Source organism: Lysobacter xanthus, assembly GCF_047159895.1.
Genome location: NZ_BAAGAB020000036.1, coordinates 16,309 through 27,538, shown reverse-complemented (window position 1 = coordinate 27,538; position 11,230 = coordinate 16,309). Strand labels below are relative to the sequence as shown.

Genomic DNA, 11,230 nt, shown 5'->3' with positions numbered 1-11,230 from the left:
AGGTCGGCCGAGGCCTCGCCGACGATCGTGGCGACCGTTTCCAGGTCGCGCGACTCGCGTCGCGCCGCATCCAGCAGCACGCGTGCCGACGCGGCGCCGAGCACGCCGGCGAGTTCGCGCTCGAGTCGCTCCTCGACGCCGTCGGGCACCGGCCCGGTCGTCAGCCCCCCGAGCAATTGGGTCACGCGCTCACGCGGCAGGAAGCGCAGGCTCGCCGAGCGCAGCGTCGCGGCGTCGAGCCCCCGGTAGGCACGCCGCGGGCGGCCCGACGGCAATGCCGCGAGCAGGAGCGTCGCGCCCGTGCCCAGAAACAGGCTCGCGCCGACCGCGCGCCCCAGGCGCGACCACCCCGTGAGCCCGAAGAAGCCGTCGGGCGACAGCGAAGCGATCCCGAACGGCCCTTCGCGCAGCCACGCGGCCTCGGGCCACGCCATCGGCCCGACCAGCACCCACGCCCACGTCGCGAAGCCGACCAGGATGCCGACGAGGGCGGCGCGCGCGGGCGTCTGCGGCCGCCACACCGCGAAGGCGAGCGCGGGCGCCAGGGTCGCGAGTGCGGAGAAGGAGACCGCGCCGACGTCCGCCAGCGCCGCATTGCCCGCGATGACACGGCTGTAGGCCCAGGCGAGCAGCATCACGCCGACGATGCCCACGCGCCGCAGCAGCAGCACGCTGCCGCTCAGGTCGTCGCCCTCGCGCCGCCCCCAAGCGCCGCGCAGCAGCCCGGGCGCGAACCAGTGGTTGCCGATCATGAGGCTGAGGCTCAGCGTGCTCACCACCACCATCCCCGTCGCCGCGCTGAGGCCGCCGAGGAAGGCGACGAGCGCCAGGCCCTCGTGGCCCTGCGACAGCGGCAGCGCGAGCACGTAGAGATCGGAGGGGACACGGTCGCCGAACAGGCGCGTGCCGGCCTGCGCGAGCGGCAACACCGGCAAGGCGATCAGCAGGAGGTAGAGCGGAAACAGCCAGCGTGCCGTGTGGACGTGGCGCTCGTCGCGGCACTCGACCACGGCGACGTGGAACTGGTGCGGCAGGATGAACATCGCCAGCGCGCCGAGCACCATCAACGGCGCGAAGCCGCCCGACGGCGGCGGCACGGCGACGGGCGCCGTCGCCTGCGGCGCCCCTGCGTCGAGCCCGAACAGCACGAACGCACCGACGGCGAGCATCGCCACGAGTTTGAATGCGGATTCGAGCGCCATCGCGAGCACCAATCCGCGGTTGTGCTCGGTGGCCTTCGCATGGCGCGCGCCGAAGAGGATCGCGAACGCGGCGAGCACGATCGCCACGTACAGCGCACTGTCGCGCCAGGCGGGCGCGGCTGTCGGAACGGCGCCGGTCGACAGCACCGAAAAGCTCATCGCCACGGCCTTGAGCTGCAGCGCGATGTACGGGACGAGCCCGAGCGCGACGACGCCCGTCACCGTCGCGGCGAGCCATGCATCCTTGCCGAGGCGCGTGGCGATCAGGTCGGCGAGCGATGCGGCATTGGTGTCGCGCGCGAGACGCGCGAGCCGGAGCATGACGCCGACGCCGAGCGCATACAGCAGGATGGCGCCGACGAACGTCGGCGGCACCGGCCAGCCGTAGCGTGCGGCCTGCGTCACCGTGCCGAAGAACGTCCACGACGTGCAATGCACCGCGAGAGACAGCGCGTAGACGTAGCGCCAATGGCGCGAGGCGAGCGCCGGGCGCCGTTCCGCCCGCAGCGCGGCGGCGAACATCAGCGCGAGCCAGCCCAGGCTCGCGGCAGTGACGACTCCCACGTTCAGCATCGCGTGCTCGCGTTCATCGGCCTGTCGCCCGCCCGTTCCCCGGCGGCGAGCTTAGCCCACCGCGGTCTCGCCGCAGCGGCGGGCTTCCGCCCGAAAACGAACGGCGGGCCGAAGCCCGCCGCCGTGTTCCGACCGCCTTCGGCGTCGGTCAGAAGTCGTAGCGCGCGGTGAGCGAGTACTGGCGCGGCGCCCCGTAGAAGCCGGTGTACACGCCCAGCGCCTGGTTCAGGTTGTACCCGGTGGTCAGGTACTCCTTGTCGGCCAGGTTGGTGCCCTGCAGCGAGAACGACCACGCCTTGTTGAGGCGCCAGTTCACCGAGGCGTTGACCAGCCCGTAGCCGTCCTGCGCGATCGGCGGACGGCCGAACGGCGCGACCGGCGCGACGTTGGAGCGCAGGATCTCGGTCGTGGCGACCACGCTGCTCTGGTAGGCATAGCCGACGCGCGCCGACAGGTTGCCGCCGTTCGCGAGGTCGGTGCGCCATTCCACGTTCAGCGCGCCCGAGAAGTCCGGCGCGTTGGTGAATTCCTGCTCGCCGGAGATGTCGATCGTCTTGCCCTGCACCGGATCGAAGAAGTTGAACTCGTCGTACTTGGCGTCGAGCCAGGCGAGGTTGCCGGAGATCGCCCAATGACGGCTCGGCAGCCACTGGTACTCGACCTCGAGGCCGTTGACCGTGCCGGAGGCGGCGTTGGTGAAGTCGCCGAAGAAGCCGGTCTGGCCGTTGCCGAGCGGCAGCGCGGTGAACACGGACAGCTGGATGTCCTTGTACCGGTTGTGGAAGGCGGACAGGTTCAGGAACAGCGTGTTGTCGAGCAGGCCCATCTTGGTGCCGACCTCGAAGCTGTCGACCTGCTCGTCGTCGAACGGCTCGGCCGATCGCGGCACCTGCACGGCCTGCGCGCGGATGTTGTAGCCGCCCGACTTGAAGCCGCGCGACGCCAGCGCGTAGACCATGATGTCGTCGGTCGCCTGCCAGTCGAGCGAGACCTTCGGCGACAGGTTCTTGAAGTTGATCGTCTTGTCGAAGTTCGCCGCGATCGGCGTCGGGTTGGCCGCCGTGCAGCGGGCCGCCAGCGTCTGGAACGTGGCGCTGGTGTAGCAGCGGTTGAGCACCTTGGCGCGCTTGTCCTCGTCCGTGTAGCGCGCGCCCACGTCGAGCTTGAGGCTCTGCGTCAGGTCGAACGTCCAGTCGGCGTAGAGGGCGATGCTGTCGGTGAAGACGGTGCCCTGCGTGTCGCCGAACGACAGGCCGAAGAAGTTGTTCAGCACCTGGCCGCCGGCCTCGCCGCTGAAGCCGTAGATGCCGGCGACGCCACGCACCCGGCCACCACCGTCGTAGTTCACCTGCAGCTCGTTGCTGACCTGCTGGTCGCGGTAGAACGCCTTCACGTCCGCGACCGTCGCCGGCGTCGTGTCGAAGTCGATGTTGGTCTCGGTGTCGGACTCGCGCTTGGCCAGGATGTACTTCAGGCCCCAGGCGTCGTTGAGGTCCCAATTCACCGTCATCGACGCGCCCTTGAGCGTGGTGTCGTTGATGTTCGGCATGCCGTTGCGCACGTCGTAGCGGCTCGGCAGCGGTGCGTAGGTCGGCGCGAACCGGTTGGGCCCCAGCATCTGCGCACCGCGCACGCCGGACCGGTCGTCCATCCAGTCGAAGGCGAACTGCACGTTCAGGTTGTCGTTGACGTACGCGCCCAGCTGGCCGCGCACCGCCGTGATGTCCTTGTTGCTGACGTCCTCGCCCGTGACGAGGTTGTGGCCGAAGCCGTCGCGCTGCAGTCGCGCGACCGACAGGCGCGCGCGCAGCGCCTCGCTGCCGCCGAGCGGGCCACCGATGGCCGCCTTGACGTCGCGCTGGTTGTAGTTGCCGATGGTGAGCGAGGCTTGGCCCTCGAACTGCTTCGGCAGGCCCTTGGAGATGTACTTGATCGCGCCGCCGATCGTGTTCTTGCCGTACAGCGTGCCCTGCGGACCCCGCAGCACCTCGACGCGCTCCACGTCGAAGACGTCGAGCAGAGCGCCCTGCGGGCGGGCGACGTAGACGTCGTCGAGATACAGGCCCACGCCCGGGTCGACGCCCCACAACGGATCCGACTGGCCGACGCCGCGGATGTAGGCGGTCAGCGTGCTGCTCGAGCCACGCGCCGCATAGACGGTCAGGTTCGGCACCTGCGCGTCGAGGTCGCTGATGTCGCGGACGCCGAGCTTGTCGAGCGTCTCGGCGGTGAACGCCGTCACCGCGACGGGGACTTCCTGGAGGGTCTCCTCGCGCTTGCGCGCGGTGACCTTGATGCGGTCGAGCGCGCGCTCGCCGTCGACGGTGTCGCTCGCCGCATTCCCCGATGCGGCGGTGTCCTGCGCCCACGCCGCGGGCGCGATCAGCGCGCAGGCGATGGCGAGGCACAGGTGGGTACGGCTGACGTTCTTGCGCATCATGGAGCTCCCCGGGTGACCTGATGTGATCGACGTGATCGCACGGCGGACCGCGCCGTGATGCCGTGCACGGTAGGCGACGTCCACCGACGGGGGCAGATGTACCTTCGGACAATGCCGGCCGCGCCGGCCATCCGGATACTGGCGCGCACCCTGGGGCTGGGAGCCGCAATGGCGTTCCTGATCGTGCTGGCCGCGCTGGCCTTCCTGATGTTCGTGGCCTATCGCGGCCACTCCGTGATCCTGTTCGCGCCGGTCGCCGCGCTCGTCGCCGTGCTGCTCACGGACCCGGCGCTCGTGCCCCCGATGTTCACCGGCCTGTTCATGGACAAGATGGTGAACTTCCTCAAGCTCTACTTTCCGGTATTCCTGCTGGGGGCGGTGTTCGGGAAGCTCATCGAGCTGTCGGGCTTCTCGCGGTCGATCGTGGCCGCGACGATCCGCCTGGTCGGCGCCCGGCGCGCGATCCTCTCCATCGTCCTGGTCTGCGCGCTGCTGACCTACGGCGGCGTCTCGCTGTTCGTCGCCGTGTTCGCCGTGTATCCGTTCGCGGCCGAGCTGTTCCGCCAGAGCGACATCCCGAAGCGCCTCATCCCCGGCACGATCGCGCTCGGCGCGTTCACCTTCACGATGGACGCGCTCCCGGGCACGCCGCAGATCCAGAACATCATCCCCACCACCTTCTTCGGCACGACGGCCTGGGCCGCGCCGGTGCTGGGCAGCCTCGGCGGCGTCTTCATCCTCATCGTCGGGCTCGTCTACCTCGAATCGCGACGACGCAAGGCGGCCGCCGCCGGCGAAGGCTATGGCGACCCGGCGACGCTCGTGAACGAACCGGCGGCCTACACCGGCGAACGCCTCGCCAGCCCGTGGGTCGCGCTGCTGCCGCTGCTGCTCGTCGGCGTCGCGAATCGTCTCTTCTCGGGGTGGATTCCCGGCTTCTACGGCAAGGAGACGCGCTTCGATCCCGCCGTGATCGGCGATGCGGCGGACGTCGTGCAGGAGACCTCGAAGGTCGCCGGCGTCTGGGCCGTCGAGGGCGCGCTGCTGCTCGGCATCGTCGCCGTGCTCATGCTCGCCTGGCGCCCGGTCGCCGCACGCTTCGTCGAAGGCAGCCGCGCCGCGATTTCCGGCGCGCTGCTCGCGTCGATGAACACGGCCTCGGAGTACGGCTTCGGCGCGGTCATTGCCGCGCTGCCGGGCTTCCTCGTCGTATCGACCGCGCTGTCGTCGATCCCCGATCCGCTGCTCAACACCGCAGTGACGGTCACGTCGCTCGCCGGGATCACCGGCTCGGCCTCCGGCGGCATGGGGATCGCGCTAGCCGCCATGGCGCAGCAGTTCATGGCGCAGGCGCAGGCCGCGGGAATCCCGATGGAGGTGCTGCACCGCGTCGCCGCCATGGCGTCCGGCGGCATGGACACGCTGCCGCACAACGGCGCGGTCATCACCGTGCTCGCCGTCACCGGCCTGACCCACCGCCAGGCCTATCGCGACATCTTCGCGGTCACGCTGATCAAGACCGCGGCCGTGCTCGTGGTGATCGGCCTCTACTACCTCACCGGCCTCGTCTGAGGCCGGCGTCGCGCATCAGCGCAGCTCGAAGCGGTCGGCGTCGAGCATCGCCGGGAAGCGTTCGCGATACGCGCGCAGCTCCTCGAGGAACAGGGTCGTCGTGCTGACGACCTCCATGTCGGTGCATTCGCTCACCGCATTGCCGAGGTAGTCGATGACCGCGCTCTCGCCGGCATAGACCAGCCCGTTGCCGTCGGTGCCCACGCGGTTGACCGCCGCCACGTAGCAGAGGTTCTCCATGGCCCGCGCACGCATCAGCGTGCGCCACGCGTGGCTGCGGACGCCGGGCCAGTTGGCGACGTAGACCAGCAGGTCGTAGTCGAGGTCGCCGGGACGTTCGACGTCGTAGCGGTTGCGCGAGAACACCGGGAAACGCAGGTCGTAGCAGACCAGCGGACAGATACGCCAGCCGCGCCAGTCCAGCGTGAGGCGATCGCTGCCCGCGCTGTAGCGCTCATGCTCGCCGGCGTAGCGGAACAGGTGGCGCTTGTCGTAGTACTGCACGCCGCCATCGGGCGTGACGAACAGCAGGCGGTTGCTGACGCCGGCTTCAGTGCGGAGCTGCACGCTGCCCATCACCGCCGCGTCCAGTTCGCGGGCGCGCTCGCGCATCCAGTCGACGGTCGGGCCGTCCATCGTCTCGGCGCGGTCGATCGCGTCGTTGGAAAAGCCGCTGGTGAACGTCTCGGGCAGGATCACGAGGTCGGTGATGCCGCGCAGCGAGCCGACGAGATCGGCGTAGTACTCGCGGTTGGCTTCGGGGTCGTGCCAGCGCGTCTCGCCCTGCACGAGGCTGACGCGAAGCGGGGTCCGGATTTCAGTGACGCTGTAGTCGGTCGGCATGGAAACCTCAGAGGCGCTGCAGGCGCTCGATGGCGGCATCGAGCGTCGTTTCGTTCTTCGCGAAGCACAGGCGCGCGAGGCGCTGCCCGGTTGGCGGCGTGCCGTAGAACGGCGAGAGTGGGATCGCCACGACGCCCTTCTCGATCGTGAGCCAGCGGCAGAATTCGGCATCCGGCAGGTCGCTCACCGCCGAGTAGTCGACGAGCTGGAAATACCCGCCCGGGACGGGCAGCGGGCGCAGCTTCGTGGTCAGCAGCTGCTCGCGGAAGCGGTCGCGCTTGGACTCGTAGAAGGCGCCGAGTTGCTCGTAATGCTCCGGCTCGGCCTCGATCATCTCGGCGAAGGCGAACTGCGCCGGGGTGAACGTGCAGAAGGTGTTGTACTGGTGCACCTTGCGGAACTCCGCGGACAGCGCGGGCGGCGCGATGCAGTAGCCCACCTTCCAGCCCGTGCAGTGGTAGGTCTTGCCGAAGCTCGACACCACGAACGCACGCGACCGCAGTTCCGGATAGCGCAGCGCCGACTCGTGCCGGCGACCGTCGAAGATGATGTGCTCGTAGACCTCGTCGGACAGCAGGACGATCGACGTGCCATCGAGGAGCGCCACGAGCTCGCGCATGTCGTCGGCCGACCACATCGCGCCGGAGGGGTTGTGCGGCGAATTGATCATGATCATCCGCGTGCGCGGCGTCACCGCGGCGCGGATCGCGGCCCAGTCCGGCGCGAACGTTTCCGCATCGAGCGCGACGTGCACGGCCACGCCGCCGGCGAGGTCGATCGCCGGCTCGTAGCAGTCGTAGCAGGGGTCGAGCACGATGACCTCGTCGCCCGGCCGCACCACGGCGTGCACGGCGTCGAGGATCGCCTCGCTCGCGCCCGAGGTGACCGTCACTTCCGCATCAGCGTCGGGGCGGTATCCGTAGCAGCGCTCCGTCTTGGCGGCGATCGCCTGGCGCAGCGGCGGCACCCCCGTCATCGGCGAGTACTGGTTGCGGCCCTCGCGCATCGCGCGGTCCAGCGCGGCGACGAGCCGCGCGGGAACATCGAAGTCCGGGAAGCCCTGCCCCAGGTTGACCGCGCCGTGCTCGACGGCGAGCTGCGACATCACGGTGAAGATGGTGGTGCCGACCTTGGGCAGCTTGGTTTCGGGCGTCATCGCACGCGGCCGTTCGAAGGGGCCACGAGTGTACGGAATGGACGTGGAGAACCGCATGAGTGACGGTGGAACATCGGCAGACGGAACGCGGGACGACGCCACGCAGGACGACCCGATCGAACTCGCGCGCGCCTTCGCCGCCGCGCGCTACCGCGTCGAGCTCGGCGGCGATCCGGTCGAATTCGGCGTGGGCGAAATGCCCGCCGAGATCGAGCGCCGGTTGCCGGCCCCCTACTACGCCTTCGTCACCGCATGGAACCCGGACGCGGAGTCCCAGCCCGTGCCGGAGAACGCAAAGTCCGACGACCACCTGGTCGCGCGGCTCGACGCGCTCGGCATGAACTACCGCCGCACGTGGGCGCAGGCGCCCGACGGCGCGCATCGCGAAGCCGGCTGGCTGATCGCGGGACTTGATCCCGCGCGGGCCGATGCGCTCGGACGCGAGTTCGAGCAGGCCGGCATCCTCAGCTGGATGGCCGGGGAGCCGGTGCGGCTGCACATGCTGATGCCGCCGCCGGCGGGCGCCGAACTGCAGTGGGTCGACTGGATAGAATGAGCGCTCGCGGCCGCCGGCCGTCCGACGCGCCGATGCCCGACCCTTCCTCCTCCCGGCCCCCGCTGCTCGCCGCCACGGGCCTGCGGTTTTCCCGCAACGACGAGCCCGTCTTCGGCCCGCTCGACCTCTCGGTCGACACCGGCGAAGCCCTGCTCGTGCAGGGCGAGAACGGCGCCGGCAAGACGACGCTGCTGCGCGTCCTCGCCGGCCTGCTCCGCGCGGACACGGGCGAAGTGCGGATCGAAGGCCGCCCGGCCGACCCGGCCGAGCGCGCGGGCATCATCGGCTACGTCGGCCACCTGCCCGGGCTGAAGGGCGACCTCTCAACGCTCGAGAACCTCGACTATCTCGTCGGCCTGCAGGGTCGTCGGGACGGCGTTCGTGCCGACGACGCGCTCGAGCTCGTCGGCCTCGCCGGCTACGAGGACCAGCTGGCGCGCCAGCTCTCGGCCGGCCAGCGCAAGCGGCTGTCGCTCGCGCGGCTCTGGCTGTCGCCCTGCCCGCTGTGGCTGCTCGACGAGCCCTACGCCAACCTCGACCTCGACGGCATCGAGCTCGTCAACCGGCTCATCCGCCGGCACCTCGACGAAGGCGGCGCGACGCTGCTGACCACGCACGGTGCTTACGCGGCGCCGCCGGTCCGCACCCGGCTGCTGCAGCTGGAGCGCACGTCGTGAGGGGCTCGCCCGGCCTCGCGGCCTCCGCCGGCGCGCTGATCCGGCGCGACCTGCGCCTGCTGTGGCGGCGCCGCAGCGACGCCCTGCAGCCGGCCCTGTTCGCCGTCCTGGTCGTCGTGCTGTTCGCGCTCGCGCTCGGCGCGGAGCCGCAACTGCTGCCCCGCGTCGCCAGCGCGGTGCTCTGGCTGGCGGTGCTGCTGGCCGGCCTGCTGTCGTTGGACGGCCTGTTCCGGTCGGACGCCGAGGACGGTTCGCTTGAACAATGGATGCTCGCGCCGGTCCCGCTGCCCTGGCTTGTGCTCGTGCGCACGGCCATGCACTGGGCGACGTCGGCCTTGCCGCTGCTGCTCGCGACCCCGCTGCTGGGCGTGCTGCTCCACCTGCCTTCCGCGCAGCTGCCGGTGCTCATGGCGTCGCTGGCGCTCGGTACACCCTTGCTGAGCCTGCTCGGCGCGGTCATCGCGGCGCTGACCGTCGGAATGAAGCGCTCCGGTATACTCGTCGCGCTTCTCGCGCTGCCGCTCTACGTGCCCGTACTGGTGTTCGGCGCGGGGAGCGTCGTCGCCGCGGCGCAGGGGCTGGACCCCGCCGGTGCGCTGCTGCTTCTGGCCGCCGGACTCGTCGCGAGCCTCCTGCTGGCCCCGATCGCCGCCGCCGCGGCGCTCCGCATCGCCCTGAACTAACGCCGCCGATTTGAGTCACATCAAGCGCCTGGATGCGCGCGACCGGGACACTCTCCCGCACGTCCCGACGGACCCCTGCCCGCCATGACGCCCTGATGAATCCGCTGGTCCGCTGGTTCCACCAACTCGGCTCGCCGCCCTACTTCGATCGCTTCGCCGCGCGCTGGGCGAAGTGGGGCTATGCGCTCGGGCTGCTGCTGATGCTGCCGGGGCTCGTCGGTGCGTTCCAGGTGCCCGCCGATTACCAGCAGGGCGACAGCTTCCGCATCCTGTACATCCACGTCCCGTCCGCCTGGATGAGCATGGCGGCGTTCGCGGCGATGGCCTTCTACGCGGCGATCGCGCTGGTCTGGCGGATCAAGCTCTGCGAGATCCTCGCCATGGCCTGCGCGCCGATCGGCGCCGCGTTCACGCTGATCACGCTGCTGACGGGCTCGATCTGGGGCAAGCCGATGTGGGGGACCTGGTGGGACTGGGACCCGCGCCTGACCACCGAGCTGATCCTGCTGTTCCTCTATCTCGGCGTGATGGGCATCTACGGCGCGATCGATGACCGCCGCATCGCCGCGCGTGCCGCCGCCTTCCTCGCGATCGTCGGCGTCGTGCTGCTGCCGATCATCCATTACTCGGTGGTGTGGTGGAACTCGCTGCACCAGGGCCAGACGATCCGCCTGTTCGGCGAATCGTCGATGGACCGTTCGATGGTCGCGCCGCTGGTGTGGATGACAATCGGCACGCACGTCTGGTTCGTCGGCGCCCTGCTCGACCGTGCTCGCGCCGACAACCTGCGACGCGAGGCCGGCAAGGCCTGGGTCGCGCACGCGGCGGGAGCATCCCGATGAGTTACGCGGGCTACGTCGCTGCCGCCTACGCGGTATTCGTCGCCGTCCTCGCGGCCGACTTCCTTTCCACGCGCCTGCAGGTGCGCCGGCAGTTGCGCGAGGCGCGCCGCCGGCAGTCCCGCGAGGCCGCGCGCTCGCGCCCGAAACGCTCCCTGGAAACGTCATGAACCCGATCCGTCGCCGCCGGCTCCTGTGGATCCTCGCGCTCGTCCTCGGCGCCGGCCTGGCCGCGTCGCTCGTCGCGATGGCGCTGCAGCGCAACGTGGCCTACCTCTACACGCCGTCGGAAATCTTCTCGGGCCAGGCAGGTACGAACGTGCGCGACGGCGAAGCGAAGTTCCGCCTCGGCGGCATGGTCGCGCGCGGCTCCTTCAAGCGCGCGAGCGGCTCGATGGAAGCCCACTTCAACGTGACCGACGGGGACCGGGTCATGCCGGTCGTCTACACGGGAATCCTTCCCGACCTCTTCCGCGAGGAACAGGCGGTGATCGCCACCGGGCGCATGAAGGGCGATCGCTTCGTCGCCGAGCAGGTGCTCGCCAAGCACGACGAAACGTACATGCCGAAGGAAGTCGCGGAGAAGATGGGCAAGGCGCACAAGAAGCACGACGTCGCGGACGCGGCCTCGCCGCAGGTCGCCCCGGCGGCGGACACGCCCGTCGGCGCGATGCAGTAGGCGGACGCCT

General features: G+C 70.2%; 11 protein-coding genes. 7 read left to right on the top strand and 4 right to left on the bottom strand.

The annotated features are described in order from the left end of the window. Both ACY35P_RS10010 and ACY35P_RS10005 read right to left on the bottom strand, forming a co-directional pair. On the bottom strand, window positions 1-1,775 hold a 1,775-nt coding region (locus ACY35P_RS10010; protein WP_462115685.1), incomplete at its 3' end, for an SLC5/6 family protein. A gap of 148 nt (window positions 1,776-1,923) precedes the next feature. Further along, on the bottom strand, window positions 1,924-4,212 hold the full coding sequence (locus ACY35P_RS10005) for a TonB-dependent receptor (RefSeq protein WP_462115684.1): 2,289 nt from the start codon (window positions 4,210-4,212) through the stop codon (window positions 1,924-1,926). A gap of 171 nt (window positions 4,213-4,383) precedes the next feature. On the opposite strand from ACY35P_RS10005, the gene ACY35P_RS10000 reads away from it, so the two are divergent. Next, complete coding sequence (locus ACY35P_RS10000; protein WP_462115683.1) at window positions 4,384-5,787, top strand: GntP family permease; 1,404 nt, start codon at window positions 4,384-4,386, stop codon at window positions 5,785-5,787. Between the two features lie 15 nt (window positions 5,788-5,802). Here ACY35P_RS10000 and ACY35P_RS09995 read toward each other — a convergent pair whose 3' ends face one another. Continuing rightward, a complete protein-coding gene (locus ACY35P_RS09995) occupies window positions 5,803-6,630 on the bottom strand; it encodes an amidohydrolase (protein ID WP_462115682.1) in 828 nt (275 codons plus the stop codon). 7 nt (window positions 6,631-6,637) lie between these two features. Further along, the gene (locus tag ACY35P_RS09990; RefSeq protein ID WP_462115681.1) at window positions 6,638-7,786 is read right to left on the bottom strand and encodes a pyridoxal phosphate-dependent aminotransferase; all 1,149 of its coding nucleotides are present in this window, start codon (window positions 7,784-7,786) and stop codon (window positions 6,638-6,640) included. 55 nt (window positions 7,787-7,841) lie between these two features. On the opposite strand from ACY35P_RS09990, the gene ACY35P_RS09985 reads away from it, so the two are divergent. From ACY35P_RS09985 to ccmE, 6 genes are all read left to right on the top strand, one after another. Continuing rightward, complete coding sequence (locus ACY35P_RS09985; RefSeq protein ID WP_462115680.1) at window positions 7,842-8,342, top strand: DUF3293 domain-containing protein; 501 nt, start codon at window positions 7,842-7,844, stop codon at window positions 8,340-8,342. Continuing rightward, window positions 8,339-9,019 carry a heme ABC exporter ATP-binding protein CcmA gene (gene ccmA / locus ACY35P_RS09980; protein WP_462115679.1) on the top strand — a complete coding sequence of 227 codons (681 nt, stop codon included), beginning with the start codon at window positions 8,339-8,341 and terminating at the stop codon, window positions 9,017-9,019. Before ACY35P_RS09985 ends, ccmA begins: the two co-directional genes overlap by 4 nt. After that, complete coding sequence (ccmB, locus tag ACY35P_RS09975; protein WP_462115678.1) at window positions 9,016-9,702, top strand: heme exporter protein CcmB; 687 nt, start codon at window positions 9,016-9,018, stop codon at window positions 9,700-9,702. Before ccmA ends, ccmB begins: the two co-directional genes overlap by 4 nt. Window positions 9,703-9,797: 95 nt before the next feature. Continuing rightward, complete coding sequence (ccmC, locus tag ACY35P_RS09970; RefSeq protein WP_462115677.1) at window positions 9,798-10,544, top strand: heme ABC transporter permease CcmC; 747 nt, start codon at window positions 9,798-9,800, stop codon at window positions 10,542-10,544. Continuing rightward, complete coding sequence (ccmD, locus tag ACY35P_RS09965) at window positions 10,541-10,711, top strand: heme exporter protein CcmD (protein ID WP_462115676.1); 171 nt, start codon at window positions 10,541-10,543, stop codon at window positions 10,709-10,711. The genes ccmC and ccmD overlap by 4 nt, the downstream gene beginning before the upstream one ends. Then, window positions 10,708-11,220 carry a cytochrome c maturation protein CcmE gene (gene ccmE / locus ACY35P_RS09960; RefSeq protein ID WP_462115675.1) on the top strand — a complete coding sequence of 171 codons (513 nt, stop codon included), beginning with the start codon at window positions 10,708-10,710 and terminating at the stop codon, window positions 11,218-11,220. Before ccmD ends, ccmE begins: the two co-directional genes overlap by 4 nt. Window positions 11,221-11,230 lie beyond the last annotated feature (10 nt).

Excerpts from the sequence above, each read along its gene's own strand:
- ACY35P_RS09995 (WP_462115682.1), bottom strand. The coding sequence starts at position 6,630 with ATGCCGACCGACTACAGCGTCACTGAAATCCGGACCCCGCTTCGCGTC.
- ACY35P_RS09990 (WP_462115681.1), bottom strand. The coding sequence starts at position 7,786 with ATGACGCCCGAAACCAAGCTGCCCAAGGTCGGCACCACCATCTTCACC.
- ccmE (WP_462115675.1), top strand. The coding sequence starts at position 10,708 with ATGAACCCGATCCGTCGCCGCCGGCTCCTGTGGATCCTCGCGCTCGTC.
- ACY35P_RS10005 (WP_462115684.1), bottom strand. The coding sequence starts at position 4,212 with ATGCGCAAGAACGTCAGCCGTACCCACCTGTGCCTCGCCATCGCCTGC.
- ccmD (WP_462115676.1), top strand. The coding sequence starts at position 10,541 with ATGAGTTACGCGGGCTACGTCGCTGCCGCCTACGCGGTATTCGTCGCC.
- ccmC (WP_462115677.1), top strand. The coding sequence starts at position 9,798 with ATGAATCCGCTGGTCCGCTGGTTCCACCAACTCGGCTCGCCGCCCTAC.
- ACY35P_RS10000 (WP_462115683.1), top strand. The coding sequence starts at position 4,384 with ATGGCGTTCCTGATCGTGCTGGCCGCGCTGGCCTTCCTGATGTTCGTG.
- ACY35P_RS09985 (WP_462115680.1), top strand. The coding sequence starts at position 7,842 with ATGAGTGACGGTGGAACATCGGCAGACGGAACGCGGGACGACGCCACG.
- ccmA (WP_462115679.1), top strand. The coding sequence starts at position 8,339 with ATGAGCGCTCGCGGCCGCCGGCCGTCCGACGCGCCGATGCCCGACCCT.